We start from the raw sequence: 26,430 nt of genomic DNA, 5'->3' as shown, positions 1-26,430 counted from the left end.
CTCTTCTGTTTCAGTCAGAGAGAAGTACATTTGGCGGACCAGTGTATCAGCTGGATAGAGGATTGAGCCAGCTGACCAGGCCCTTTTACATTGAGAAAAGAAACTTACACCCTACTATCAATAACAGGACAACGAACAGTTTTTGCAGCTTTTCAGAAGACAGCTTGTGGGCTAACTCAGCTCCAAAGCGAGCAAACAGTACACTGGTCAGGACAATGCCAAGAAATGCCGGCCAGTAGACGTAACCGGTACTCATCGTCGGCAACAGCTCGTTTTCATGACCCAGAAACATGTTAGCCGCGGTTCCCATTAAAGCAATCGGCAACCCACACGCAGCAGAAGTCGCTACTGCCTGGGTCATAGAGAGGTTGTACTTGCGCAAAAGTGGTACCGACAGGGTTCCACCACCGATTCCAAAGATGCTGGAAGCCCAGCCTATGACGCCTCCGGCTGCCACCAACACAGGTCTTGCCAGCACCCTACTGCTTTCAGAAGGCTTGAAGCCAAACCACATTTTTGCGGCCACTGCCAAGGCAAAAATCCCAATGACTTTCTGAAGCATCGGACCTGACATCTGGATGGCAGTATGAACCCCCAGCCATGACCCCATCAGAATTCCGATAGTCAAAACACTGAAAACAGGCCACTGCACAGCCCCCTTGACATGATGAGCACGAATCGAACTGAGCGAAGTGACAACAATAGTGGCAAGAGAGGTACCCACAGCGAGATGGGTGAAAATATCAGGAGATAACCCCTGCAGCTTGAAGCTGAAAACCAGTACCGGAACAATTATCAGCCCGCCACCGATCCCGAACAGGCCAGCCAGAGTCCCGGCCAGAGCACCAAGCAGAAGGTAAGAAAGAAAAATCATTAAACAGCAATCCAACTAAGCAGCCTCAAATCAGGAATCCTGTCATGATTCTCCGTGGCTGAGGCCATCAAACATTATCAGCGCAGCATCCCCTAAAGGATGAAGATCGATCCTTATTCTAAACAAAATTAACACGTTAATTGACTAGAAAATCACTATTTAGCTCATCTCTTTTAAGAACATAACCCGCCAGGAAGCTCATTTAACCTCACTACAATAGCATCATGGAATACAGCATCGAAGCATCTTCCCTGAAACCGGGACGTTGTAGGACAGAAACAATAACGTACAAATTTTGCCTATCAACTAGCAAGAAAGTCTTCCGTATCCTAATCTCATTGTTACAATTTTTTTGCACAACAAAAATAAAAATGTCGATACTCATAAAATCAAGCTGGAAGGATTCAGCGGTGGATCTTTTAATCGGGTTCTTATCCCGGACACCTCGGGTTTTCTATTCTGTCATGGGCCTGATATTTTCCTGTGCCCTACAAGCTAAAAAGAGCCATATTGCCAGGGCGTCAGTGCAAATGGCTCTGTTGTCTGTTTCTGAGAAGAGGCAGAAACAAATCATTCGCCAGTCTGCTCGTTATACCGTTGATTATGTTCTTGCTCTTCCTTCACTTAATAAAGTGGTTTACCTGCTGCATAATCAGGACGTCATTGCCCAGGCCCTTTCAGAAAACAAGGGCGTGGTCATACTCTCTCTCCATATGGGTCCACCCGATCTGGGAACATTGGCACTCTCACAACAGGGTTTACCAGCAACTACCCTGATTGGTTCAGGAAAACAGTCGCCATTAACCCATAAGCTCGGCAAGGCATTTCTTCTGAAGGCCGGTATTGAACCTACTACAAAAGGAGACCCCACAGCGGTATTTCAGGCTCTGAAACAGAAAAAAGCCGTTTTTTTATACAGTGACCTCCGCTCAGAAGAGATGCCTGTGACATTTTTTGGACAGAAAACCCGAGCCCCTGCGAGCGGCATCATGACGGCTCATCTTCTGAAAGCGCCCGTTCTTTTTCATCACTGCACTTTTGAAAATAATCAGTGGCAGTTGCATTTTGAGCCTCTGCCACTAACCCAAACCGGTAACAGAAAGCTGAACACTCAGCATGACCTCCAACGACTGATGCACAGAATGGAGCAGGTGATCAGGGAGAACCCTCAGCTCTGGATATGGCATTACGACCGCTTCAAGTTGAAAAACAAGATTCAGCGCAACACAGTCTTCTAATTATTTTCAACCTGAGCCGTATGCATAACAAAAACTCCTGACGAGAGTAAAGATGGCTCAAGATCAGGCTATTAAGCGACAGACACCCTCAACGACTCCAACGTTCAAAAAATTTCACTGGCGACTGCCTGAAAACCCCTTTAGGATAGGAGGATTGCCCCTCCCAAAGATTTGTTTTTTTCCTTTTATATCAATAAGTTACCCTTCTCGACCCACGCAAGAAAAAGTCCGAAAATAAGTAGACATTTATACAGATAGCCTCTATAACATTTACTGTGATATCAACATACAGACACCTGCATAAGTAGAGTTCCTGCAACATGAATTCTTAAAAACCGGAGTGTCGTGTGGTTCACAATAACCATTTGCATTAACAATACAGTGCCCAGACCAACAATAATATTAGTACGCCGGTGATCATGGAGGTCATGGCGAGGGGGAGCCTGATATGTCAATTTTTTCTCATTACCAGGAGAGGTACGAATCGACTCGGCAAGAGGAGATAAGTCTTCAGGAGTATCTGGATCTTTGCAAAACCGACCCTGGTGCTTACGCAAATGCGGCAGAGAGAATGCTTTCAGCCATTGGCGAACCAGAGATTGTTGATACGTCTCGTGATCCGCGTCTGAGTCGTATATTTTCCAACAAGTTGATTAAGTGTTATCCCGCTTTTGAGGAGTTTTATGGCATGGAAGAAGCGATCGAACAGATTGTTTCTTACTTCAAACATGCCGCACAGGGTCTCGAAGAAAAGAAACAGATCCTTTATTTGCTGGGTCCTGTAGGTGGCGGTAAGTCATCTCTGGCAGAGCGCCTCAAAGCTCTGATGGAACTGAAACCTTTCTATGCTATCAAGGGCTCTCCGGTGTTTGAATCACCACTGGGTCTCTTTAATCCCGAGGAAGATGGCAAGATTCTGACCGAAGAATACGGTATTCCCGGTCGTTACCTGAAATACATCATGTCTCCATGGGCGGTTAAGCGCCTACACGAGTTTGGAGGTGATATTTCCAAGTTCCGTGTTGTAAAAGTTTACCCAAGTCGTTTGAACCAGGTGGCTATTGCCAAGACTGAACCAGGCGATGAGAACAACCAGGACATCTCCAGTCTGGTCGGTAAAGTAGACATCCGTCAGCTGGAAGAATTCTCCCAGGATGACCCGGATGCTTACAGTTTCTCAGGAGCACTTTGCCGTGCCAATCAGGGTGTGATGGAATTCGTAGAGATGTTCAAAGCCCCTGTGAAAGTACTACATCCTCTACTGACTGCTACTCAGGAGGGTAACTACAACTCCACAGAAGGCATGGGTGCTATTCCTTTTGAAGGTATCTTGCTGGCGCACTCCAACGAATCCGAATGGCAGACCTTCCGCAACAACAAGACCAACGAAGCGTTTATTGATCGTGTAAACATTGTTAAGGTTCCTTACTGCACACGCATCAAAGAAGAGGTGGGTATCTACGAAAAACTGCTGGAACACAGCTCTTTGAAGAACGCACCATGCGCACCTGATACTCTGAAAATGCTGGCCCAGTTCTCCGTTCTGTCCCGCATCAAAGAGCCCGAAAACTCTTCAGTTTATTCCAAAATGCGTGTCTATAACGGTGAGAACCTGAAGGACACCGACCCTAATGCGAAACCACTGCAAGAATATAAAGATTCCGCAGGTGTTGATGAAGGCATGGACGGACTCTCTACCCGTTTCGCATTCAAGATTTTGTCCAAGGTCTTTAACTTCGACTCCACCGAAGTCGCAGCCAACCCTGTGCACCTGATGTACGTTCTGGAACAGCAGATTGAACAGCAGCAGTTCCCGGATGAAGTGACTGATCGCTACATGCGCTTCATCAAGGAATATCTGACACCCAAATATGTTGAATTTCTGGGTAAGGAAATTCAGACCGCTTATCTGGAGTCCTATTCAGATTACGGTCAGAACATTTTTGACCGCTACATCACTTATGCTGATTTCTGGATTCAGGATCAAGAATTCCGTGATCCCGACACCGGTCACATTCTGGATCGCAGTGCCCTGAATGATGAACTGGAAAAAATTGAGAAGCCTGCCGGCATCGCTAATCCGAAAGACTTCCGTAACGAAGTGGTTAACTTTGTCCTGCGTGCCCGGGCCAATCACGAAGGCAAGAACCCAAGCTGGTTGAGCTACGAGAAAATGCGTGCAGTGATCGAGAAGAAGATGTTCTCTAACACAGAAGATCTGCTGCCAGTAATTTCCTTCAATGCCAAGGGCTCCAACGAAGACCAACGCAAACATGCAGACTTTGTTAAGCGTATGGTTGAGTATGGATACACAGAAAAACAGGTTCGCCTGCTGTCCGAGTGGTACATCCGGGTTCGCAAGTCTCAGTAACTCATGAGCCCCTGCGCTGCCGTTCAATACCCGGCAGCGTTCATGATGAGTCACCACGGCGCCTTCGCGGGCGCTTCTACATCATGTTTTATCAGACAAGACATCAGTGTAGAAGTATGTCGTTTATCAAGAAAAATGGTCATTTTTCAGGAAAAAACGACATTGCCATGACAGTAGCAAAATAGTCCTGGATAGAACAAATAGCCAGGTCTGAGTACCCAAGGAGAGCGTCCTATGAGCATAATAATTGACCGACGCCTCAATGCGAAAAAGAAAAGTACGGTCAACCGTCAGCGTTTCCTGAGGCGCTACAAAGGTCTGGTAAAAGAGGCAGTACAGGAGGCTGTTGATCAGCGCTCTATTACCGACGTTGATAGCGGCAGTGACATCAGCATTCCCAAAAAAGACGTGTCAGAACCGGTTTTTCATCACGGTCAGGGTGGCCGGGTGGAACAGGTTCATCCTGGCAACAAAGAGTTCACCACCGGTGATCGTTTCCAGCGCCCTCAAGGCGGTGGTGGACAGGGCAGCGGGGAAGGCGAAGCCAGCAACAGCGGTTCCGGTGAAGACGACTTCATTTTTTCCATTAATCGCGAAGAGTTCCTTGAATATCTGTTTGAAGATCTTGAGCTGCCTAATCTGGTTCGCAAAGAACTCAAGGACTCTACCGACTTTAAACTGAAAAGAGCGGGTTACACGACGGCGGGTTCTCCTGACAGGTTAAACGTAGTACGCTCCCTGAGGGCAGCTCACGCCCGCCGAATAGCGCTTTCCGGTAAAGAAAGAAAAGAGATTCGCGCCCTGAAACGTCGACTCCGTGAAATGGAAGTGAGCCCTGAAAGCAACGATGAAACTCTGAGAAAAGAGCTGAAAGATCAGATTAATGCGCTGAACAAAAAGCTTAAACGTCTACCCTTTATCGACGAGTTTGACCTTAAATTCAACAATCTGGTGGAAGTGCCTCAACCTTCCAGTAAGGCAGTCATGTTCTGTGTCATGGACGTGTCAGGCTCCATGACCCGGGAAATAAAGGACATTGCCAAGCGTTTTTTTCTGCTGCTCTATCTGTTCCTGGAGCGCAACTATGAAAAAATTGAAGTTGTGTTCATCCGTCACCATAGTGAAGCCCGTGAATGTAATGAGCACGACTTCTTTTATGCCCGGGAAACCGGTGGCACTGTTGTATCGTCAGCACTGACACTGACAGACGACATTATTACTGAAAGATATTCCCCCAATGAGTGGAACATCTATGTAGCTCAGGCATCTGACGGCGATAACTGGGAAGCAGACTCTGCCAAGTGCCGCAATATTATTGTCGACAAACTTTTGCCACTGACTCAGTATTACTCCTACGTAGAAATTACTGATCGTCACCACCAAAACCTGTGGCATGAATACAAAATGATCGAAAAGAATCACGCAGGTCATTTTGCCATGCAACAAATACGACATCCTGCAGAGATCTATCCGGTCTTCCGTAAACTGTTCGAAAAGAAGGAGGGCCAAAATGCCTGATAAGAAACGCTTTGAGCAGGACATTGATCCGCATAAAGCAGAGCCTTCCTCCAAAACAGCCGATTGTCAGAAGTCATCTCGCCGTGCAGAGCCTATTTCCAGAGGCTCAGAATGGACCTTTGAACTGCTGGAAGAATACGACAGAGAACTGGCAAAGCTGGCAAAACGCTACCAGCTGGAAACTTACCCTAACCAGATAGAAGTCATCAGTTCCGAGCAGATGCTGGATGCCTATGCTTCTGTGGGTATGCCACTGATGTATAACCACTGGAGCTTCGGTAAACAGTTTCTGAGCAACCAGCAAAGCTACCAGCGCGGACAAATGGGTCTGGCTTATGAGATTGTAATCAATTCCAATCCGTGTATTGCCTACCTTATGGAAGAAAACACCATGCCCATGCAGGCACTGGTTATTGCGCACGCATGTTATGGACACAACTCTTTCTTCAAAGGTAACTATCTGTTCAAGCAATGGACGGATGCAGACTCCATCATTGACTATCTGTTGTTCGCTAAAAACTACATTGCCGAGTGCGAAGAAAAACACGGTGTTGATGCGGTAGAGGAGCTTCTCGATGCCTGTCATGCTCTTATGAATCAGGGGGTAAATCGCTATGAGCGTCCTCGCCCTATTTCACCAGAAGAAGAAAAAGCACGGGTCAAAGAGCGTGAAGAATACATTCAGCGCAACCTTAATGACTTGTGGCGAACCATTCCTCTTCGTGAAGACCATGAAGTTAAGCAGACTGAGCGTTATCCAAGGGACCCGGAAGAAAATATTCTCTATTTCATTGAGAAAAATGCCCCTCTTCTGGATATCTGGCAGCGAGAACTGATTCGGATCGTCCGCAAGGTAGCTCAATACTTCTATCCACAGCGCCAGACCCAAGTGATGAACGAAGGTTGGGCAACTTTCTGGCACTATCACCTGATGCATGAAATGTACAACGAGGGGCACATTACTGAAGGCTTCATCATGGAGTTCCTGCATTCGCACTCCAGCGTGGTGTTTCAGCCTGATTTTGATGATCCCCGTTACAGTGGCATTAACCCATACGCTCTCGGTTTTGCCATGTTTCAGGACATCCGCCGGATCTGTGAAAACCCGACGGAAGAAGATCGTCGCTGGTTCCCTGACCTGGCAGGTTCAGATTGGCTGGAAGCTGTGCACTTTGCCATGAAGAACTTTAAGGATGAAAGTTTCATCATGCAGTATCTCTCACCCAAGGTAATGAGAGATCTGAAGCTGTTCTGCATCGACGATAATGAAATCAACCCATACCTTGAAGTCAGAGCCATTCATGACGACTCCGGTTACCGCAGGGTAAGAGAGTCTCTTGCCGCTCAATACAATCTGGGCAACCGTGAACCTAACATTCAGGTTTACAACGTAAACACACGTGGTGACCGCTCCATTACCTTACGTCATTTCATGCACCAGGGTCGTCCGGTAGATTCCGACAGTACTCGTGAAATCATCAAACATATCCACAGACTGTGGGGCTTTGATGTGCATATGGAGTCTGTTGATGAGTGGGGTGGCGTAAAAACCATTTATGGCCTGCCCAAGCAGGAAGAAAATGAAGAGACCGAAGCAGCCTGACTTTTAACCATTAGCCGGATCTTCCAGAGAGGATCCGGTTTTTTATGGCTCTGATGCCGATACCTGTAAAGTCAGAATAATGCCGTCTGAGTTCAAATAAAATGGTTAACCCTACAACTGAGAAAACAGCATGACCGATACCACCCGGCCTACCGTTGTTCTGGCTGGTGGGGGCCATACACATGCACTAATACTGAAAAGACTTCAGAAGGGGCAAAAACCTCCAGCCCATTTTGTTCTGGTTTCTGCCTCCCGCTACACCGCTTATTCAGGGATGCTTCCCGGTGTCATCTCAGGGCATTATACTGCTGAACAATCCCACATTGATCTTGAGTTGCTGGCCAATGAATCAAAGTGCACATTTGTGAGAGCGACTCTCTCTGGGGTGGATACTGAAGCGAATGAATTGATTCTTGAGAATGGCAACCGCCTTCAGTATGACATACTCTCCATCAATACAGGCTCGACACAAGCCCGTGTCATTGATGCAAAAGACATTATCAGCATAAAACCTATCGGATCCTTTCTGTTCTGGTTGAATCAACTTTTGCCTGAACATATTAAGCAGAACGATAGCTTTACTCTGGTCATTATGGGCGCCGGTGCAGCAGGTATTGAGGTAGCTCTGGCCCTCCACCAACGCTTCGAACATCTTCACTCCCTCAAAATACATATTGTCACAACTCGCGGCATCATGCCGGGTCATCCTATAAAAGTTCAGAAAATGGTTATAGAGGAAATTGAACGAAAGCCCATTAAAATTCATACTAACTTTCGGGTAACCAATGTCAAAGACAAAACGCTGACCAGTGATCAAAATGAGCATCTGCGATATGACGCTCTGATACTGGCCACACCCGCTGCTCCTGCTCGCTGGCCATCTGAAAGCACGCTTGCTACCAGCTCACAGGGGTTTATCCAGGTTAACTCCACATTGAGATCCATCAGCCATGACAATGTCTTCGCTTGCGGTGATATCGCTGAATTCATTCACTCAAAGTTGGTCAAGTCCGGGGTTTATGCGGTTCGGCAGGCTCCGGTCCTGTTTCAAAATATAAGTAATTTGTTAGAGAAAAAAACGCTGGAACCTTACCGTCCACAGAATCAATTTCTTTCCTTACTAAGCTGTGCCGATGGTCGGGCCATTGCATCAAGAGGCTGTTTTACTGCCAGAGGACGTTTAATATGGCTTTGGAAAGACTGGATCGATCGGCGATTTATGGCTCAATTTCCCCTGCCAGCTCCTGGCTCCATGGAACTCAGTGCTTCCATTCAAAGCTAAGCCTTATAGCGATTTTATTGCCTTGCAAGAAGCCTCTGGCTCATCTGATCTTACTGTTATCTATTGTAATGACAGTGCGAGTCTATTCAAACGCGCTCATCAGTCTTGATGATCTGGAGCAAAAGATCCGGTTGAGCACTAATCTGCTGATTCTGGACGTACGCCCCAGGGTACGCTACCAGCTGCTAGGCCACATTCCCGGTGCTCACAATATCTGGCGCCCTGCTTTTCAGGCTGATGAACATGATTACCCCTTCTCGGGAATGAGAGCCAGCAGACAGAAACTCTCTCAGCTATTGAGCCAACTGGGCGTTAATCCGGAAACGGAGATTATCCTCTACGATGACCAGCAAGGCATGAATGCAGCCCGTCTTTGGTGGTTACTGAAACTCTACGGTCATGATCGGGCCTCTATCCTTAATGGTGGCCTGTCAGCCTGGGAAAACCACAAGAAGAAGCTCAATTTCAAATCACCTGAAACACCCAAACAATCCCAATACCAATTTACGGGTACACCCCATCCTCAATGGCTTGCTGAGATTGAGCAGGTAAAGTCCATTCAAACAAAAAAAGAGAACGCCCTACTAGTGGACGTCAGAAGCCTGGATGAATTCACCGGAAAAACCAGAAAGTCAGGAGCCTATCGCCATGGCAGGATTCCTGGCAGTATCTGGTTTGAGTACAAGCAGACAGTCAATGAAAATGGATTCCTCGACAAAGAACGATTAAGACGTTTGTTTCAATCAGCGGGTATCACACCGGATAAAGAAATCATCGTTTACTGTCAGTCCGGAGTGCGTTCCGCCCATACGCTTTTTGTTCTTTCCGAGCTGCTGGGATACAACAGGATAAAAAACTATGACGGTTCCTGGATTGAATGGTCCTGGATGAGAGAGTTACCAGCCGTTCAGGGACCACCCAAAAAAAACAGATAAACCTCACGAATCCTGAACAGCAAAATTAATTCTCAAAAATACTGTCGTATCTATTCCTGAATATCAAAATAGGCTGTTATCTCGCGTCAATATGGTCTTATAATAGGTTTAGCTCTATATGGAAATGTAGGCTGTATTCTCGGCATGAAAACTTTCTAGCCAAGAAGACATCACCAAGAAAGAGCTCTGTGATATGGACGACGCAGAATAGACATGTGACTAAAAATAAAACAACAAAGGGTTGCTGTTTCCCGGCAGTTCCTTCAATGTTAATAATGTAGGAATCGTGCTGTATGGAAGCGACCAAGAAGGAAATGGAAGCTATGCTGGAAGGTACAGTAAAGTGGTTTAACAACCCCAAGGGTTATGGATTCATCCAGGCTCAGGAAGCCACTGAAAATCAAGACGTACTCATACATTACTCCGTTATTGAAATGGACGGTTTTAAAACTTTGAAAGCCGGACAACTCGTGCAATTTGAAATTGGCCAGGGACCCAAGGGGCTGATAGCTACTCGTGTCATTCCTGGCGGTGGAGAAGGCACAAGCCAGAGCACACAGACTTCCCGGGAAGAATCCCTGCCAGCCTGACAGTTATTGTCAGTCTGTCCCCAGAGTCCATAAGGCAATGTCACCCGGAACTTCGCCTTGTCGAAGATGTACGGGTGGCATCAGCCTCACAAGGGCCTGGAATGGAATGCACCTGTCAATCGGGTATCAGATTACGTGCGTATGAAAAACTGCACGATTGACGATCTGAATATCACATTGATGAGGGCAGGGAAGTGTTGTGTTTTGATGAATGCCATAGCTAACACTTATCAAAACACACTGCTTTTTCTTTTGTGCCCATTACTGCCCGGCACAAGAGGCATTAATAGCGATCTTAGACCGCTAACTCTTCTTTTTCCGTCACTTTATCAGTGTGAGTTTCTGGCTGGTTTTCACGAAGAATCAGATCTGCAGCTTTTTCAGCAATCATCATCACAGGCGCATTGGTATTCCCGCTGATCAGGGTTGGCATAATTGAGGCGTCAATCACACGTAAACCTTCCAGCCCCCGGACTTTCAGACTGGTGTCGACTACTGCCATGTCATCATTTCCCATTTTGCAGGTTCCCACCGGGTGGTAGATGTGATTGCCATTATTTCTTATATAAGACTCAAGCTCATCATCATCCTGTATACCCGACCCTGGCAGATACTCCTCCCCAGCATACCGGGACATCTCTGGTGACTGGATAATCTGCCTAACTCTTTTGATACCACGTACCATAAGATCCATATCGGCCTGTTTTTCCAGAAGATTCAGTTCGATCGCAGGGTGATCCATGGGGGATGCACTTTTAAGGGATACACGACCACGGCTTTCCGGCCTCAGGATACAGACATGAACCGAAAACCCGTATTGGAAGTATCTTGAGAGTTTACGACCATGATCTTCCATAGCCGCAGGGATGAAATGCAGTTGCAGATCAGGCCTCTCGACTTCCGGTGAGGATTTTATAAATCCCCCCGACTCTGCAAGACTGCTTGTCAGAAAGCCTTCTTTCTTGTGGAAATATTTCACTGCCTCCTTAATACCTCTGGCCATTCCCAATGGTCTGGCGAAAGCCATTGATGAGGCAGTCTTGTCACTGGCGACAACCAGAACATCAGGGTGCTCCTGAAGGTTTTCGCCAACGCCTGGCAGTTCATGTAAACAATCAACGCCGTGGGGCTCGAGTCTGTCTCTGGCACCGATACCTGAAAGCAGCATAATCTGGGGAGAACCGAAAGCTCCCGCGGAAAGAATCACCTCTTTTCGGGCAAAGAGTTTCCTTCTGGTAACACCTCGAACGACTTCAATTCCTATAGCCTTTTTTCCCTCAAGGATAACTCTGGCAGTATGACTGTTGGTCATGACTGTCAAATTGGTTCTATCATTGACAGGATGCAAATAGGCAGCCGCTGAACTGCATCTTTGGCCGTCTTTCTGTGTTACCTGATACCAGCCTACACCTTCCTGCTCAGCACCATTAAAATCAGGATTGTCTTTTTCTCCGATTTCTATTGCACCATTGATAAAAGCTTCACTCAAGCAGTGCTTACTTCTGGGGTCAGCAACATTCAGTGGACCACCGGTGCCGTGAAATCCAGAAGCACCTCGTTCCTGGTTTTGGGATTTTAGAAAATAGGGCAAGACATCATCGAAAGACCAACCGTCATTCCCCATAGCAGCCCACTGATCGTAATCTTCTTTTTGCCCTCTGATATAGAGCATGGCATTGATCGAACTACTACCACCCAGAGTCTTTCCCCGGGGACAGTATATATCCCGGTTATTCATGGTGGACTGAGCCTGGGCATTCAGCTGCCAGTTATGCAAACCGTGAGGCACAGTGATTGCTGCGCCGGCAGGTATATATATCAATGGAGACTTGTCACTGCCTCCTGCTTCTACCAGGCAGACCTGATGGTCATTATTCTCAGACAGGCGGTTGGCCAGAACACAGCCTGCAGAGCCACCCCCTACAATGATGTAGTCGAACTCTGTCATATAAATCACTTTATTATTATAGGTGTTTTTCAGCTGATAGCTGCTGAATACGTTTTCGCAAAAGCTTCTTGACTAGCCTGCTATCGCTCCAAATTGCTTCTTCTGTTCTGGCAGTTAATCATCAAAGAGTTTTGCAGCCCTCTTGATACCAGAGATTTATCCATTTTGATAGCCTGCCTGAGCACAAAAAACAAAATCTCAACAGACCCAGTCGAGAGTGTTTGCAACTGATAGCCGCCCTTAGCACCAGTCTGAAATAAAGTTTACTGATAATTACAAAGATAGGTATGTTGGCATAAATTGCTGAATCTGCATCAACTATCCCAACTGCAAAGGCGCTAAGCTGGTCGGAGCATCAATATGCATCAGTTCCCGCTGAGGATCAAACATAAACCCAGACATAAAAGACGATGGATATATGGTCATAACTATTAGACTTCAGATTGCCGAGACACCTCCCTTTCCAGCAAACACTGCCGGAAAGGTGTTTGGAGACAGTGAAGAAAAACGTTTAACTGGCAGCAAATAGCTCAGAAACCACAGCTTTAGCTTCTTCCTGAATTTGCTTGAGGTGATCAGGGCCGACAAAACTTTCGGTATAGATTTTATAAACCGCCTCAGTACCAGAGGGTCTGGCAGCAAACCAGCCTTTTTCAGTAACGACCTTCAGGCCACCAATAGCAGCACCGTTTGCCGGGGCATGGGTCAATTTGGCAGTAATGGGATCACCCGCCAGAGTACTTGCTTTAACCATATCAGGGGTCATGGCTGACAGAACTTTCTTCTGCTCATCAGAAGCAGTAGCTTGTAGTCGTTCATAAACCGGAGAGCCATACTTTTTAGTCATTTCCTGATAATGCTCACCCGGATCCTTGCCAGTAACAGCAATGATCTCAGCAGCAAGAAGCGCCAGGATGAAACCATCCTTGTCTGTGCACCAGACGGCCCCATCACGGCGCAGGAAAGCCGCCCCCGCACTTTCCTCACCACCAAAGGCCAGCTCGCCAGAAGCCAAACCGTCGACAAACCATTTGAATCCGACCGGCACTTCAGCCACTTCTCTGCCTAATCCTTTCGCTACACGATCAATCATGGCGCTGGACACAAGCGTCTTACCAATTTTGGCATTGACCGACCAGTGCACACGATGGCTGTATAGGTAATTGATCGCCACCGCCAGATAATGATTGGGGTTCAGCAGACCATGTTCACGAGTCACGATACCGTGTCGGTCAAAATCAGGATCGTTACCAAAAGCAATATCAAACCGATCTTTCAATTCGATCAGACCTGCCATGGCATAGGCTGAAGAGCAATCCATACGAATCTTGCCGTCTTTATCGACATGCATAAAAGAAAAAGTAGGATCAACCTTTTTGCTGACCAGCTCAATATCAAGCCCGTAACGCTTGGCAATGGGCTCCCAATAATGAAGGCCGGCCCCCCCCAGAGGATCGACACCCATTTTGATACCTGCCTTGCGAATGGCCTCCATATCAATGACATTTTCCAGATCATCAACATAAGGTGTGACGTAATCGTACTCAGTGATAAACCCGGAAGCCAGAGCGTCATTCAACGACATCTGTTCAACGCCTTCAAGACCCTCTGCAAGCAGTTGATTGGCTCGATCCTGAACCCAGTTGGTGACATTTCCACCGGCTGGACCTCCATGGGGAGGGTTGTATTTGAAACCACCGTCTTCAGGCGGGTTATGGGAAGGTGTTATAACAACACCGTCCGCCCTGTCCTGTTGATTCCGGTTATAGGAAACAATGGCATGGGAAATGACCGGAGTCGGTGTATAGCCTCTGCCTTCCTGAATCCGAGCCTTTACACCATTGGCTGCCAATACCTGAATAGCACTGATCAATGCTGGCTCTGACAGGGCATGGGTATCCATGCCAACAAACATGGGTCCGGTAATATTATGTTCGCGACGGTATTCACAGATAGCCTGTGTGATAGCAACAATATGAGCTTCGTTAAAAGAGGCCCTGAAAGAAGTCCCCCGGTGTCCTGAAGTGCCAAACCGGACTCGTTGAGAGGGATCTAATGGATTGGGCTGAATAGCAAAATAATCGCTGACCAGACGGGGAATATTGGTCAGCATATCGTCTTTGGCAACTTTACCGGCTTGAGGATGCATGAAGAATTCCTGAGTGAGTGACACTGAAGCATAAAGCAAAAACCGCTCCAAATCAGAACGCAATATGGCTTACCTTACCCACCCAGACCGTTCGAAGGCAGTATCGGAAACCACAACTATACCCTGTCGACATTACCCAGAAACACCTTGCAGACCATTCCATAAACGATTTGCTCATGAAAAGCTTTACAGAAGGCTCTGAAGTCGACAGAGCTTCCAGCCATTAGATCACTTCAAACAGGAAGTGATTTTTCTTGCCCAGCTTTACCAGGAAGAAGCGTCCATACATGGCATTTTCTTCAGCAAAACACTCTGGCAGGTTCATGTTGTCAACTGCGCCACGGGCGGCTCCATTGAAGAATACCGCATTGCGACCCAGAGCATCTTTTACCTGCTTACCGCTCTTAACCAAACCCACTTCTGTAAACAGCTGGGTCATGGGGTTGCCTTCCAATTCATCACGCTTGATGGTGGCACTGGGCAGCCCATCCAGCTTCAGCTGCTCAAGATCCGTTTCGGACAAGCTCTTAATCTCTCCTGAGAACAAGGCTTCCGTGATACGTTCGGCAGCTTTCAGGCCTTGTTCACCATGTACAAGGCGGGTGACTTCTTTGGCAAGAATCTTCTGTGCCTGTGGACGACCTTCGCGGGCTTCGTCTTCTTGCCTGATCGCTTCAATCTCTTCTTGTGGCAGGAAAGTGAAGAAATTCATAAAGCGGTATACATCAGCATCCGCAGTATTCATCCAGAACTGGTAGAAAGCGTACTGGGAAGTCTTGGAAGGGTCCAGCCAGACCGCACCACCTTCGGTTTTACCAAACTTGGTCCCATCGGACTTGGTGATCAGAGGCACGGTCAGGCCAAAGGTTCTGGCCTGATTCTGACGACGGGACAGATCGATACCACCCACGATATTACCCCACTGGTCACTGCCACCTACCTGGACAGTACAGTCGTAACGGCGGTTAAGTTCAGCGAAATCCATTCCCTGAAGCAGGGCGTAGGAGAACTCGGTAAAAGATATGCCGGAACCTTCCCGATTCAGTCGCTGCTGAACGGATTCCTTGTTGATCATGGCATTGACGGAAAAATGTTTGCCGATGTCACGCAGAAAATCCAGAGCCGTCATCTCACCGGTCCACTCCAGATTATTGACGACCAATGCTGCATTCTCACCGCAGTCAAATTCGATAAACTGGCTGACCTGCCCCTTGATTTTGTCAACCCAACCGGCCACAACGTCAGGTGTATTCAACTGTCGCTCAGCCGCTTTGAAACTGGGGTCCCCGATTAGGCCGGTCGCACCACCCACCAATGCAATGGGCCTGTGCCCAGCCATCTGGAAACGTTTCAGGACCAGCAGAGGAACCAGATGCCCCAGGTGCAGACTGTCTGCAGTCGGATCGAAGCCGCAATAAAGAACTCTTGGCTGTTCGCTCAGATGAGCGTCCAGCTCTTCCACGGCAGTGGTCTGCGCGATAAGCTGGCGGGCCTGCAGATCTTTCAGAAGCGGATTTTGACTCTCAGACATTTACCTATCCTGCTATGAAGTCAAAGAGACCGGGAGAAATCGCAAAAGGCCAGTCTCTTGATTTGAACACTGCCGAAGCAGCCTTGGACTCAATTTAGCGGGTAAAAGTACAATAAAACGACTTCAGAACAAAGCCGGAAAAAAGGGTTTACTTACATTAATTAACCTTTAGAGCGGTTTGGTTACCGAATTTCAGAAAAAGCCACAAACAGAATCGGGCAGATTGGAAGCTTTCAACTATTAATGTATAGAGCCACCAGCCGTTATTGCCATTGTTGATGTTCGAAATTGCGAGCCGACGTCGATTTTCTGTCACCCACCGACAAAACATTTACAATTCGTTTATAGCTATAAGTCAATTCATTATGTAGCTTTTAGAGATATAATTTATATATTCGTCACAAAACTTTAACCAAACAGCAACGAGCTACAAGAAATATCTTCTAATCCGAACCATGAAAGTGGCAGGCACCCGTAAAGGTATTTCAAAAGCAAAAAAGTGCAATGACCAATTTTTCTCCCAGAGGTGCCACGCGCAAGCGAGCCGGTGGCATCAAGCGTTTTCCCAAAAGACACCTGTTGCTGGTAACGGGTGTGGCCGCTGCGGTGATGACCGTAGTTGGCCTGCTACCCTCTCCACAAGTTGAAGCCAAACGCTCCGAAACCGAGCTGCTCATTGATGAGTTTCAACCCGAATCCCCCAAAGAAACACTGAAAGAACTGGCTTTTGAAGAAAAGGCTGCTCCTCTGGAAACACAAGCTCAACGCCTTGCCAGAGATGAGGCCGAGCGCCTGGCTACAGAAGAAGCCACTCTGGGCTCCCGGAAAAGGATTACCATTGAGTCCGGCGATAATCTCTCAACCCTGTTTGACGATATGGGTTTAAGTGCGAGGGTTGTCTATGAAGTCGCCAAAACCCCGCAACTGGGCAAAAACCTGACCGATATCCGCCCAGGGCAAACGTTTGAATATCGTGTAAACAGTGAAGGTATATTGACTCAGCTGCACTATGTTCAGAACAAACTTGAAAGCATCCTCTATGAAAGAGAGGGAGATGGCTACGTTGGTAAAAAAATAACTCTTGAGCCCGAAGTTCGTATTGCCTTCGCAGAAGCTTCCATTAAAAACTCTCTTTTTCTTGCCAGCCAGAATGCCGGTCTGAGTGAGAAAATGACCATGGAGCTGGCGGGCATATTTGGCTGGGACATCGACTTCGCTCTGGATATTCGCAGTGGCGACAGTTTCAACGTGATGTACGAAGAGAAATATCTGGATAATGAAAAGCTGAGTGACGGCAATATTATCGCAGCGACCTTTGTTAACCAGAGTGAGGCCTTTACCGCCATTCGCTACACCGACAGCCACGGTAATAGCAACTATTACTCGCCGGATGGCAAAAGCATGAAAAAGGCTTTCCTGCGAACGCCTGTCAACTTCACCCGAATCAGTTCAAGCTTTAACCCTAACCGTCTTCATCCAATTTTCAAAACCAAACGCCCCCATAACGGGACAGACTACGCTGCTCCTACCGGAACTCCCATCAAAGCGGCAGGAGACGGCAAAATCCAGTTTATAGGTTGGCAAAATGGCTTTGGCAACGTTGTCTTTATCCAGCACCCCCATAATATTGTTACCGTTTACGCCCACCAGAGCCGTGTCAACAAAAGATTCAAGACAGGCAGCCAGGTTAAGCAGGGACAAACTATTGGCTATGTAGGCCAGACTGGCTGGGCAACGGGTCCGCACTTGCATTACGAGTTCCGGGTCAATGGTGTTCACAGAAACCCGGTCACCGTCAAACTGCCTGATGCCTCACCGATACCCAAATCGGAGAGGGCACGTTTTATGGCATTTGCCAACAAAACCATGGCCCAGCTGGAAAAGCACGGAACAACGATGCTGGCCAAGAACGAGAAAGAGTCGAAACAACGACCATAGCTCCCAGGGAAGGAGGCATGAAGGAATACCAGAGATATGCTTGAATACTTTATTGGCCTGATGTCAGGCACCAGCCTTGATGCTATAGACGCAGTTCTGGTTGAATTTGAGGGCGAGACCTCCAAACACTCACCATCAGGAAACTGTCGACAACTAGAAGCTATTTCCCATCCTCTCCCCGAAAATCTCAGAAAACAGCTTCTTTCCCTGACACTACCAGGTCCTGATGAAATTGAACGAATGGCAGTAGCAGAGCCTGCCTTTGCCCGGGAATCGGCTGCTGCAGTCAGGCGACTGTTAGAGCAGGCCAATTTTAATTCGGACCAGATTTCTGCCATCGGCAGTCATGGACAAACCATCCGCCACCGCCCGGAAAAAGGTTTCACCTTGCAGATTGGTGACCCCAGCCTGATTGCTGAGCTATCAAACATAACCGTTGTTGCTGACTTCAGACGTCGGGATGTCGCGGCAGGCGGTCAGGGAGCCCCTCTTGTTCCTGCCTTCCACCATGCTGTTTTCAGCCACCCCACATTGGACAGAGTCATATTGAATATTGGCGGGATGTCCAATATCAGTTTGTTACCCGCAGACTCTGGGAAGCCTGTCACAGGCTTTGATACAGGCCCCGGTAACGTGCTGATCGATTATTGGTGCCAGCAGCATCTCAACCAACGCTTTGATGCCAATGGTCAATGGGCCGCATCAGGGACCGTGGATGACCAACTGCTGAATGCCATGCTGAATGACAGTTACTTTTCTGAAATACCGCCCAAAAGCACTGGCCGGGAACTCTTCAACTCAGGTTGGCTGGACTCTCACCTGAGAGGTTTTTCTGGACTGCAACCTGAAAACGTTGCCGCCACACTCACTTTACTGACAGCAAAAACCATTGCCCTGGATATCTGCCAATACGCCCCATCGGCCAAAGAAGTACTGGTTTGTGGTGGCGGGGCCAATAATACGCTGCTGATGAAACTCATTGAAAATGAGCTGACCCCACTGTCCATTGCAACCACAGGCTCGCTTGGCATAGCACCTGACTGGGTAGAAGCAGTAGCCTTTGCCTGGCTCGCCAGACAGACACTCTCAGGAAAGCCTGGCAACCTTCCTGCTGTGACAGGGGCTTCTGATGAGCGGATTCTTGGGGCTATATTCCCGGCTGGGTAACTGACCCTGAAAATTTGTGAAAACGCTTGATCAGCAAAAAGTCCAAAGAAATATCGGGGTATTTGTTAACTTTTCGGAATTTTCAACAGTCGTTTTTTGGCTTCATCAGCACCGTACTTGGCTATAAGTGCCGGAGCAAGAGCTTTATTAATTTTATCGACACGACTTCTCACCTTGTCCCCTTCCTGAATAGAGCTGAAACCTTTAGCCGTTAAAGACTCAATAGACTCTCTCAATTTAGCAAAACCCTTGTTATCTGATTGCTGCTTCATCAGTAATTGCTCCTGTTTCATGTGCGCAGCCCTCTCGCGTGGATTTGACTTTGGGGGTCTCTGACGCTTGAAGAATTTAACCAGGGGGTTCATTTCTTGCTCAAGCCGAATAACATCATTGAACAATGAGTGAAGGCTGAAAGCATCATCAAGATTCTGAGAGTCATTCTCCAACTCAAGCATTATTTCAAGCATCTCCAGCTCAAAGTCCTTATCATCTATCGATTCGTACACATGTTCGCCGGTAGATGGGTCGATAGAATCAGAACGATCCGTCACTGATTGGCTCGAAGACAGGGGTAATGTACTAACGTTCAAACTTTTGGGGACAACATATACAGCAGTGTTCTCTGGGTTACCGCGCAAACTATCTTCTGGTTTTTGTTTCAGATGACTGGGTACATCATATTGTGGCTCTTTTTTCAGATTCCCGGGTACATCATACTGTGACTCTTTTTTCAGATTCCTGGGTACATCATATAGTGGTTCTTTTTTTAGATTATTGGGTACATCATAAATATTGACCCGCTCAGGTTTTACATGTTCAGCAATTGGTCGTTTGACAATGTTACGTGGCTTTGCTTGAGGGGTCATGCCTCGATCCGGGGAGCGGTTGAGGTCATCCCTGTTTTTTCTTCTCGTTCGAGGGACAGGAATTGGCTTTTCTTTATTGCCCGGTTGCTCTTGCTGCCTGTTTTGAACAAGCTCATCGACCTGAACCATTGGCTGAAGAGGTTGCTTGGGCACTGATTTACCTCTTCTGGAAGCCACTGTCGGCGGCTGCTTCTTAATGCGTTGATTTGACTCAACTTCATTTCCACTCCTCTCCTGTTGGCCGGACCTTCGCAACCCTGGCTCTGGAGTGAAAGCAGAAACAGATCGACCTTCCTGAGGGAGCACCTGAATAAAAATCCTACATTCAGTCTTCATTGCCGCTCTTGACTTAAGCTCTATTGGAGGGTTCGATAGTCGTTGCTTGCCTTTCGACTGTTCAGACTTCAGAGAAGGAAGACCATGGGGGTCTGCTTTTCTGATTTTTCTCAGCATGCCTCCCAGCAGTGCTTTGACAGCACTCTTCCAGCCCCCCTCAACGGGCAGTGGAGTATATAAGGATCCATTACTTCCCTGAGAACCTGAGACATTTGCCATCACACACCATCCATGCATGCATTGATATTCCTATCAGTATAATAGTCCTTCAAGTTCAACGCATTGCGACGACTTTCGAGTCATAGACTCCTGAAAGAGTATATTTCCTGTAGCATTGCTCTGGTCAAAAAAATGGCGGGAGAGAGAAGGAATATCCGGGCGGAGGGGCCCGCCCGATAGGAAGAGCATTCAAATGGAAAAAGAAGAGCCACATCCACAAGTGGCGGTTGCATTGGGATTTTTCACCAGAAATCTGGAACCTTCCAATCCTTCTTCGTAATCTACCTCGGCACCCACAAGATACTGATAACTCAGTGAATCCACGACCATTTCAGCTCCCTTCTTTTTAACCAGGGTATCATCGTCTGCCAGCTGATCGTCAAATTTGAAGCCGTATTGAAAACCTGAACATCCACCACCAGTCACGTAAACACGAAGCCTCAGGCACTTGTTATCTTCATCTTCCATGAGCCGATTGACTTTATTTGCGGCATCATCCGTCAGTAAGATCGGGTCCGGCATTACCGTTTCAACTGCTGCGCTCATTTATCCTCCCGTGCTACCTGATCGCCACAGGCAGCCACGCTGTCTCTATCTACTTTCAGAGCCCTGCTCTATAGCACCTCTGATATGTATAGCTGTAATAATAGGCTGAGCCCATTATCCAAGTAACCCAGTAAAGCAGTCAACTACTCAAGGACTCAACCGCTGTCGGTCAACTCATTTTTTATATCGGCGTCTAGCTCTTCCTGCCAGTCCAGAACGCTGGTAAGGCTCCGCACTGCACCGCTTTTGACCTTGATGCTGACTGTCACTTTCTCGGGCTTAAACCCATCGGGAAGAGTCAAATCGATATAGTCACGATTTTCAGGGAAAGCCTGAAAATAACGGAACTCAAGTGCCTGGGATTTTTCCAGCCCGGCCAGCTCCATCAGGGACAAAGACGCTTTCTTGTTATCTTTCACCCCCCTGACAGAGACATTCAGAGTCCCTTTGAGAAACGGGTTGTCTCTGGCCACCTGGGAGACCACCATTCTGAAGCGATACTGGTTCTCCTCTTCACCCTTTAGCAGATCAAATGCGTAGAGCTTTATACCTTCAGCAGTATCTTCCGGAGCAAGAATACTCTTGTAAAATGCCAGATCCTTACTCAGCAGAGCTTTCTCATCTTCCAGATCCCGAATAACAGTGCGAACACTGTTTGCAGCTTCGCGATCCACCTTACTGGTTCTTTCCAGGATGACCAGTTCCTGCCTGAGCGACTCCTCGACACCCGCCAGGCTTTGCAATTGATTCCTGAGTTCTGAGTTTTCCTGCCTGAGTATGGCTGCCTCGGTATCGGAAAACCGTCCCCCAAGATAATAGGAAAGAGCCGAAGCCAGAACAAAGGCCAGTAGGACAAAAAGCCTGATTTTAAGCTCCCTGCCGGGGTCATGACGCACCACCTTCATACTACCCGGCGGCTTGACGCCCTGAAAAACAGAAAGAGGATCTGGCATCTCACTTATCCTGATAAAAAAGCGGCATAATGAATTTTTCGGGTAAACTTATGCTTTCAGAAATAATCCCAAGAAGCTCCTGACAACCCAATGCATTCAAATTCGCAAGACTATACACAAGCCTACTCACCATCACAAACCGCCACTCCGGCGGCTCAGAATAGTAACACTTCGACTCTTATAGCACGATCAAGGTATGATAGCCCACCGTGACTACTCACTGCCTGAGACAATGATGCTTGATCGATGGACTTCCCTCTGGATCAGATCGCCTCTGAACCTTCTCGCCCGTCCACTAAAAAAAATGGGTGTTCGGGCTGATCAGATCACTCTGACCGGTTTCCTGATCGGATTAACGGCCGTACCCTTGCTGGCATTTGAGTTCTACTTGCCGGCTCTTGCGGTCATTCTTTGTAATCGTCTGATGGATGGGCTGGATGGCGCCCTGGCAAGGATAACACACACCTCGGATGCCGGTGGCTATCTGGATATTACCCTGGATTTCATCTTTTATTCAGCCGTTGTGCTTGGTTTTGCCTTTGCTGATCCTGAAAAAAACGCCCTGATGGCCAGTCTACTGATTTGCACTTTTATGGGAACGGGCTCCAGCTTTCTGGCCTACGCGATTATGGCTCAAAAGAAAGGTCTCTCAGATCCTAACTTCAGCAACAAGTCCTTCTATTACCTGAATGGACTGGCGGAAGGCACAGAAACCATCGCTATTTTTGTGCTCTTCTGTTTGCTCCCTCAGTATTTCCCGATTCTAGCTGCAATTTTTGCTGCAATCTGTATCCTGACGACCACGACAAGAGTCTGGGGGGGTTACCAGACCATCAGGCAGGCAGACGAGCTCGACGTCCACAGTGAAAGACAACCATGGAATTATTGAAGATACTGTTTCTCCTCTTTATTGCGCTGGCCGTGGTGGTCATGGCAACAGAACGGTTTGGCAAACCCATGAGCCGGGAGAAACAGTCAAGACTGTCGAAAATAGCCATCATCCTGATTCTGGTCATGCTGGTGGCCAGAATCATCAAAGAGATCGTCTAAACGCAGAAAGGCAGCGCTAAGCGCTGCCTTTATTATTCACTGCCCAGAGGGAGCGTGAAGAGTAATCAGTCGATTACTTCGATGTTTTCAGCCTGAGGACCTTTAGCGCCCTGGGTCACTTCAAACTTAACACGCTGGCCTTCAACCAGAGTTTTGAAGCCTGTACCAACGATCGCTCTGAAGTGAGCAAACACGTCCGGGCCAGAGTCCTGGCTGATGAAGCCGTAACCTTTGGATTCGTTGAACCACTTAACTGTTCCTGTGGAAGCAGACATAATCAATTCCTGAAATTGAACAAAAATAGGGTGGTCACACAACATGACCGCTTAGCTGAAAGCGTCGCTACTACTTATGATTTATCAGGAAGATCTACAACTATGGAACTTCGAAACGCAAGACATAAATATAAGGCATAACTTAAAGCTAAGCTAATTGTATCTCAATTAACTCCAGAAGCAATGAGTACAACACGATTAAAGATATCGTGAAAATCAGCAGATACAACCCCTGCAACATTGATATAGAGACAATCTGCATGATTATTTCTCATAACCACTACCTTTCTTCATTATTTCCCGTCAGAACCTGCGACTGGAAGACAGCCATCGTCAATTATCCGGCCTCCGTTAACACTCTGTCATACAACTTGCATCGAACATTCTGGTAGAGAATACTGAGGTTTTCAGGGTACCACATAGAAGTAGAGATCATGGAAATAAAAATACGACACCAGGAAGACCGGGACTTTCCTCATATTGCAGAAATGTTTGAATATGAAGACCTGGCAGAAAACACCTCCCAGATCCCCTATAACCACTGCGACCACTGGAAAGAACTGTTCCAGTCCCGAAGCAATGAATCTATTCAACTGGTTGCAGAAGTCAACGGCAAGGTTGCAGGTCATCTCGGTATTCGTATGTTCAGTAAGCCACGTAAAAAACACGTTGTGACTTTCGGCATCAGTGTACATCCTGATTTTCAGGGACAAGGAGTAGGATCAAGGCTGGTTGATGAAATGATTCAGCTCTGTGATAACTGGCTGAATGTTGTTCGTATTGAACTGGGCGTGTTCACAGAGAACAAACAAGCTATTGCCCTGTATAAAAAGTACGGCTTTGAAATTGAAGGGACCTCCCGCTTTGACTGCTTCCGCAGAGGCCAGTACAGCAGCACCTACCAAATGGCCAGAATCAGACCGGACCTACTGGAAAAGCTGCCGTAGTATCATGCTTTCAAAACAGGAATAATCCGTGAATCCAAAACGCTGCCCCCTTTGCCAAAAGGAAAATCATTGCGCCATCAGTGCAGGAAAACCTGCCAAACAGTGCTGGTGTATGAAAGACTTGAAGAAACCCTCAGTCAATACACCAGCTGTTTTAATGCTGATCCCTGAAGCTGACACCTCCTGCTACTGCGAACCCTGTCTTGAAAAAGTCAAGGCATCAGAGCAGGCGCATCAAGGCCCGCTGTTTCCTTCAGCCCGCACATGATATTCATATTCTGGATCGCCTGACCTGCTGCTCCTTTCACCAGATTATCTATAACCGACAGAATCACTACGGTATCACCACCCCGTGGACGATGAACGGAAATACGGCACTGATTGCAGGATTTGACTGAACGGGTCTCCGGATGACTGCCAGCAGGCAAAACATCAACAAAAGGTTCATGACTGAACCTGTTTTCATACATCCCCTGAAGATCAATGGAATGATCATTTACCGAAACATACGACGTTGCATGAATCCCCCTTATCATTGGAACAAGGTGAGGCACAAAAACCAGCTCGCCTTTGAAGCATTGAACTCCCTCCAGAGGCATTCTCCCTAAGCCCTGCCTGATTTCCGGCAGATGTCTGTGACCTGGCACACCGTATGCCTTGAATGACTCAGAAACTTCGCACAACAAACTGGCCACTTTGGCTTCGCGACCAGCGCCACTGACTCCGGACTTGGCATCTATAATGACATTGCCTTCTACCAGGCCGTTTTCCATCAGCGGCAACAGACCCAGTTGCGCAGCAGTCGGATAACAACCCGGATTGGCCACCAGCTGTGCAGATTTAATGGACTCCCGGTTCATTTCTGGCAAACCATAAACCGCCTCTGCCAGCAAATCAGGACAGGCATGATCAATACCGTACCATTGCTTCCAGTCACTGGCACTGGCCAGACGAAAATCAGCGGCCAAATCCACTACCTTCACACCTTTGTCCATCAGCTTAGGCACGGAGTTCATGGCAATTCCGTTGGGTGTTGCAAAGAAAACCAGATCGCAAGCAGCCAGGACATCATCATCAGGCTGTGAATAGGCCAATTCCATCTTGCCTCGCAGCCCTGGATACAGCCCACTGACAGAGTTACCTGCCTCTTTTCTTGAAGTAATCACCGTAACTTCGACGTCGGGATGAACCGCGAGAAGACGCAGCAATTCTGCCCCGGTATAACCGGTACCACCAACAATGCCTGCCTTGATCATGGATACGATGCCCCAAATAGAATACTTATTTAAAAAATAAGAATAATTATTTATACAAAGTCTTTCAAGACTCGCTTCGGAAATATTCTCTCTCAAACGTGGTGCCATTCACCCGGAACTTCAAAAAATATCTGAGAATCCTCTCAGACATCTTATGCCCCTTCAGAACGGCAAATCACTTTAGCAGCCGGGTTTCAGCAAAACAACGCTCAGCACACGGCAAGCAATGTCTACAATGACCATGAGCCCGCTCAGCTGTGCAACTTGATATCGAAACCTGGACTCTTTTCCGCTACTCTCTGTTCGTAACTCTCCGTTCGTCATTAGTACTCAACACTCAAGGATCCTGTGAATGCTCTGGGTTAAAGCCTTTCATATTATTGCGATGGTCTGCTGGTTTGCGGCCCTTTTCTACCTGCCAAGACTCTTTGTTTATCATGCCATGAGCGAAGATCAGGTCAGCAATGAACGATTCAAGATCATGGAGCGTAAGCTGTATCGAGGCATTGCCCTGCCATCCATGGTCGCCACTCTGGTGCTGGGTATCTGGTTACTCCGTTACAACCCGTCCTATTATATGAGCAGTGGCTGGATGCACGCCAAACTGGCACTGGTGGTTCTGCTCATTGGCTATCACCACATGTGTGGCGCGTTCCTAAAAAAATTTGCCAATAATGCCAACACTAAATCAGACAAGTTCTACCGTATTTTTAATGAAGTGCCGGTTCTGTTCCTGATAGGAATTGTCATTCTGGTTGTTGTCCGCCCTTTCTGAAGGTAAACGACTTGCGTTTCCTGAATACCTGCCGATAAGACGCCCTGAGTGGAGACACCCTGA

At 47.5% G+C, this 26,430-nt stretch carries 24 protein-coding genes; 15 read left to right on the top strand and 9 right to left on the bottom strand.

Annotated elements, in window-relative coordinates:
- Positions 1-85: 85 nt before the first annotated feature.
- Positions 86-874, bottom strand: coding sequence for a sulfite exporter TauE/SafE family protein (locus KDK19_RS21860; protein ID WP_257254348.1), 789 nt, complete (start codon positions 872-874; stop codon positions 86-88).
- Positions 875-1,284: 410 nt separating this feature from the next.
- Between KDK19_RS21860 and KDK19_RS21855 the strand changes: the two genes are divergently transcribed.
- From KDK19_RS21855 to KDK19_RS21825, 7 genes are all read left to right on the top strand, one after another.
- Positions 1,285-2,112, top strand: a complete 828-nt coding sequence (locus tag KDK19_RS21855; protein ID WP_257280208.1) for a hypothetical protein — start codon at positions 1,285-1,287, stop codon at positions 2,110-2,112.
- A gap of 448 nt (positions 2,113-2,560) precedes the next feature.
- Positions 2,561-4,483 carry a PrkA family serine protein kinase gene (locus KDK19_RS21850; RefSeq protein WP_257254353.1) on the top strand — a complete coding sequence of 641 codons (1,923 nt, stop codon included), beginning with the start codon at positions 2,561-2,563 and terminating at the stop codon, positions 4,481-4,483.
- Positions 4,484-4,717: 234 nt separating this feature from the next.
- Positions 4,718-6,001 (top strand): YeaH/YhbH family protein, encoded by a 1,284-nt coding sequence (locus tag KDK19_RS21845; protein WP_257292938.1) that lies wholly within the window; start codon positions 4,718-4,720, stop codon positions 5,999-6,001.
- Positions 5,994-7,604: a SpoVR family protein gene (locus tag KDK19_RS21840; protein WP_257280211.1), complete on the top strand. Its 1,611-nt coding sequence runs from the start codon at positions 5,994-5,996 to the stop codon at positions 7,602-7,604. Before KDK19_RS21845 ends, KDK19_RS21840 begins: the two co-directional genes overlap by 8 nt.
- A gap of 130 nt (positions 7,605-7,734) precedes the next feature.
- Positions 7,735-8,886, top strand: a complete 1,152-nt coding sequence (locus tag KDK19_RS21835; protein ID WP_257280212.1) for an FAD-dependent oxidoreductase — start codon at positions 7,735-7,737, stop codon at positions 8,884-8,886.
- Positions 8,790-9,821, top strand: coding sequence for a sulfurtransferase (locus KDK19_RS21830; RefSeq protein ID WP_257292937.1), 1,032 nt, complete (start codon positions 8,790-8,792; stop codon positions 9,819-9,821). The genes KDK19_RS21835 and KDK19_RS21830 overlap by 97 nt, the downstream gene beginning before the upstream one ends.
- Positions 9,822-10,114: 293 nt before the next feature.
- Positions 10,115-10,411, top strand: coding sequence for a cold shock domain-containing protein (locus tag KDK19_RS21825; RefSeq protein ID WP_306671300.1), 297 nt, complete (start codon positions 10,115-10,117; stop codon positions 10,409-10,411).
- Positions 10,412-10,706: 295 nt separating this feature from the next.
- Here KDK19_RS21825 and KDK19_RS21820 read toward each other — a convergent pair whose 3' ends face one another.
- The 3 genes from KDK19_RS21820 to tyrS all read right to left on the bottom strand — a co-directional run bounded on the left by KDK19_RS21820 (position 10,707) and on the right by tyrS (position 16,039).
- Positions 10,707-12,359 carry a GMC family oxidoreductase gene (locus KDK19_RS21820; RefSeq protein ID WP_257280214.1) on the bottom strand — a complete coding sequence of 551 codons (1,653 nt, stop codon included), beginning with the start codon at positions 12,357-12,359 and terminating at the stop codon, positions 10,707-10,709.
- Positions 12,360-12,870: 511 nt separating this feature from the next.
- Complete coding sequence (gene pgm / locus KDK19_RS21815; protein ID WP_257280215.1) at positions 12,871-14,508, bottom strand: phosphoglucomutase (alpha-D-glucose-1,6-bisphosphate-dependent); 1,638 nt, start codon at positions 14,506-14,508, stop codon at positions 12,871-12,873.
- A gap of 223 nt (positions 14,509-14,731) precedes the next feature.
- Positions 14,732-16,039: a tyrosine--tRNA ligase gene (gene tyrS / locus KDK19_RS21810; RefSeq protein WP_257280216.1), complete on the bottom strand. Its 1,308-nt coding sequence runs from the start codon at positions 16,037-16,039 to the stop codon at positions 14,732-14,734.
- Between the two features lie 504 nt (positions 16,040-16,543).
- Here tyrS and KDK19_RS21805 point away from each other — a divergent pair.
- Entirely contained in the window at positions 16,544-17,977 is a 1,434-nt protein-coding gene (locus tag KDK19_RS21805; protein ID WP_257280217.1) for an OapA family protein, read from the top strand.
- 36 nt (positions 17,978-18,013) lie between these two features.
- Complete coding sequence (locus KDK19_RS21800) at positions 18,014-19,144, top strand: anhydro-N-acetylmuramic acid kinase (protein WP_257280218.1); 1,131 nt, start codon at positions 18,014-18,016, stop codon at positions 19,142-19,144.
- 65 nt (positions 19,145-19,209) lie between these two features.
- On the opposite strand, the gene KDK19_RS21795 is transcribed toward KDK19_RS21800, so the two are convergent.
- The 3 genes from KDK19_RS21795 to KDK19_RS21785 form a co-directional block, all read right to left on the bottom strand.
- On the bottom strand, positions 19,210-20,565 hold the full coding sequence (locus tag KDK19_RS21795; protein WP_257292936.1) for a hypothetical protein: 1,356 nt from the start codon (positions 20,563-20,565) through the stop codon (positions 19,210-19,212).
- Positions 20,566-20,754: 189 nt separating this feature from the next.
- A complete protein-coding gene (erpA, locus tag KDK19_RS21790; RefSeq protein WP_257253483.1) occupies positions 20,755-21,111 on the bottom strand; it encodes an iron-sulfur cluster insertion protein ErpA in 357 nt (118 codons plus the stop codon).
- Positions 21,112-21,266: 155 nt separating this feature from the next.
- Positions 21,267-22,064: a DUF6776 family protein gene (locus tag KDK19_RS21785; RefSeq protein ID WP_257292935.1), complete on the bottom strand. Its 798-nt coding sequence runs from the start codon at positions 22,062-22,064 to the stop codon at positions 21,267-21,269.
- Between the two features lie 196 nt (positions 22,065-22,260).
- On the opposite strand from KDK19_RS21785, the gene KDK19_RS21780 reads away from it, so the two are divergent.
- Together KDK19_RS21780 and KDK19_RS21775 are read left to right on the top strand one after the other, a co-directional pair.
- Positions 22,261-22,953 carry a CDP-alcohol phosphatidyltransferase family protein gene (locus KDK19_RS21780; RefSeq protein ID WP_306670857.1) on the top strand — a complete coding sequence of 231 codons (693 nt, stop codon included), beginning with the start codon at positions 22,261-22,263 and terminating at the stop codon, positions 22,951-22,953.
- Complete coding sequence (locus tag KDK19_RS21775; protein ID WP_257253479.1) at positions 22,941-23,114, top strand: hypothetical protein; 174 nt, start codon at positions 22,941-22,943, stop codon at positions 23,112-23,114. Before KDK19_RS21780 ends, KDK19_RS21775 begins: the two co-directional genes overlap by 13 nt.
- A 65-nt stretch (positions 23,115-23,179) precedes the next feature.
- On the opposite strand, the gene KDK19_RS21770 is transcribed toward KDK19_RS21775, so the two are convergent.
- Positions 23,180-23,389 (bottom strand): cold-shock protein, encoded by a 210-nt coding sequence (locus tag KDK19_RS21770; RefSeq protein ID WP_034832746.1) that lies wholly within the window; start codon positions 23,387-23,389, stop codon positions 23,180-23,182.
- A 209-nt stretch (positions 23,390-23,598) separates the two neighbouring features.
- On the opposite strand from KDK19_RS21770, the gene KDK19_RS21765 reads away from it, so the two are divergent.
- The 3 genes from KDK19_RS21765 to KDK19_RS24660 are packed head-to-tail and all read left to right on the top strand — an operon-like array spanning position 23,599 to position 24,604.
- Complete coding sequence (locus KDK19_RS21765) at positions 23,599-23,781, top strand: hypothetical protein (RefSeq protein WP_257253478.1); 183 nt, start codon at positions 23,599-23,601, stop codon at positions 23,779-23,781.
- 42 nt (positions 23,782-23,823) lie between these two features.
- Complete coding sequence (locus tag KDK19_RS21760; protein WP_257253477.1) at positions 23,824-24,336, top strand: GNAT family N-acetyltransferase; 513 nt, start codon at positions 23,824-23,826, stop codon at positions 24,334-24,336.
- Positions 24,337-24,364: 28 nt separating this feature from the next.
- Complete coding sequence (locus tag KDK19_RS24660) at positions 24,365-24,604, top strand: cysteine-rich CWC family protein (RefSeq protein WP_368736489.1); 240 nt, start codon at positions 24,365-24,367, stop codon at positions 24,602-24,604.
- Here the strand turns inward: KDK19_RS24660 and argC are convergent.
- Positions 24,549-25,592: an N-acetyl-gamma-glutamyl-phosphate reductase gene (gene argC, locus KDK19_RS21755; protein WP_257280291.1), complete on the bottom strand. Its 1,044-nt coding sequence runs from the start codon at positions 25,590-25,592 to the stop codon at positions 24,549-24,551. The genes KDK19_RS24660 and argC overlap by 56 nt on opposite strands.
- A gap of 352 nt (positions 25,593-25,944) precedes the next feature.
- Here argC and hemJ point away from each other — a divergent pair, with 352 nt between their 5' ends.
- Positions 25,945-26,367, top strand: a complete 423-nt coding sequence (gene hemJ / locus KDK19_RS21750; RefSeq protein WP_257253476.1) for a protoporphyrinogen oxidase HemJ — start codon at positions 25,945-25,947, stop codon at positions 26,365-26,367.
- Positions 26,368-26,430: the final 63 nt, after the last annotated feature.

The sequence above is a fragment of the Endozoicomonas sp. ONNA1 genome, from assembly GCF_024606325.1.
Taxonomy (GTDB): Bacteria; Pseudomonadota; Gammaproteobacteria; order Pseudomonadales; family Endozoicomonadaceae; genus Endozoicomonas_A.
The sequence above is the reverse complement of the archived record's forward strand: the minus strand, read 5'-3'. Positions and strand labels throughout refer to the sequence as shown.

What these genes read in the sequence shown, in the direction of transcription:
- KDK19_RS21860 (WP_257254348.1), bottom strand. Translation starts at nt 874, where the DNA reads ATGATTTTTCTTTCTTACCTTCTGCTTGGTGCTCTGGCCGGGACTCTG.
- KDK19_RS21850 (WP_257254353.1), top strand. Translation starts at nt 2,561, where the DNA reads ATGTCAATTTTTTCTCATTACCAGGAGAGGTACGAATCGACTCGGCAA.
- KDK19_RS21845 (WP_257292938.1), top strand. Translation starts at nt 4,718, where the DNA reads ATGAGCATAATAATTGACCGACGCCTCAATGCGAAAAAGAAAAGTACG.
- KDK19_RS21840 (WP_257280211.1), top strand. Translation starts at nt 5,994, where the DNA reads ATGCCTGATAAGAAACGCTTTGAGCAGGACATTGATCCGCATAAAGCA.
- KDK19_RS21835 (WP_257280212.1), top strand. Translation starts at nt 7,735, where the DNA reads ATGACCGATACCACCCGGCCTACCGTTGTTCTGGCTGGTGGGGGCCAT.
- KDK19_RS21830 (WP_257292937.1), top strand. Translation starts at nt 8,790, where the DNA reads ATGGCTTTGGAAAGACTGGATCGATCGGCGATTTATGGCTCAATTTCC.
- KDK19_RS21825 (WP_306671300.1), top strand. Translation starts at nt 10,115, where the DNA reads ATGGAAGCGACCAAGAAGGAAATGGAAGCTATGCTGGAAGGTACAGTA.
- KDK19_RS21820 (WP_257280214.1), bottom strand. Translation starts at nt 12,359, where the DNA reads ATGACAGAGTTCGACTACATCATTGTAGGGGGTGGCTCTGCAGGCTGT.
- pgm (WP_257280215.1), bottom strand. Translation starts at nt 14,508, where the DNA reads ATGCATCCTCAAGCCGGTAAAGTTGCCAAAGACGATATGCTGACCAAT.
- tyrS (WP_257280216.1), bottom strand. Translation starts at nt 16,039, where the DNA reads ATGTCTGAGAGTCAAAATCCGCTTCTGAAAGATCTGCAGGCCCGCCAG.
- KDK19_RS21805 (WP_257280217.1), top strand. Translation starts at nt 16,544, where the DNA reads ATGACCAATTTTTCTCCCAGAGGTGCCACGCGCAAGCGAGCCGGTGGC.
- KDK19_RS21800 (WP_257280218.1), top strand. Translation starts at nt 18,014, where the DNA reads ATGCTTGAATACTTTATTGGCCTGATGTCAGGCACCAGCCTTGATGCT.
- KDK19_RS21795 (WP_257292936.1), bottom strand. Translation starts at nt 20,565, where the DNA reads ATGGCAAATGTCTCAGGTTCTCAGGGAAGTAATGGATCCTTATATACT.
- erpA (WP_257253483.1), bottom strand. Translation starts at nt 21,111, where the DNA reads ATGAGCGCAGCAGTTGAAACGGTAATGCCGGACCCGATCTTACTGACG.
- KDK19_RS21785 (WP_257292935.1), bottom strand. Translation starts at nt 22,064, where the DNA reads ATGCCAGATCCTCTTTCTGTTTTTCAGGGCGTCAAGCCGCCGGGTAGT.
- KDK19_RS21780 (WP_306670857.1), top strand. Translation starts at nt 22,261, where the DNA reads ATGATAGCCCACCGTGACTACTCACTGCCTGAGACAATGATGCTTGAT.
- KDK19_RS21775 (WP_257253479.1), top strand. Translation starts at nt 22,941, where the DNA reads ATGGAATTATTGAAGATACTGTTTCTCCTCTTTATTGCGCTGGCCGTG.
- KDK19_RS21770 (WP_034832746.1), bottom strand. Translation starts at nt 23,389, where the DNA reads ATGTCTGCTTCCACAGGAACAGTTAAGTGGTTCAACGAATCCAAAGGT.
- KDK19_RS21760 (WP_257253477.1), top strand. Translation starts at nt 23,824, where the DNA reads ATGGAAATAAAAATACGACACCAGGAAGACCGGGACTTTCCTCATATT.
- argC (WP_257280291.1), bottom strand. Translation starts at nt 25,592, where the DNA reads ATGATCAAGGCAGGCATTGTTGGTGGTACCGGTTATACCGGGGCAGAA.
- hemJ (WP_257253476.1), top strand. Translation starts at nt 25,945, where the DNA reads ATGCTCTGGGTTAAAGCCTTTCATATTATTGCGATGGTCTGCTGGTTT.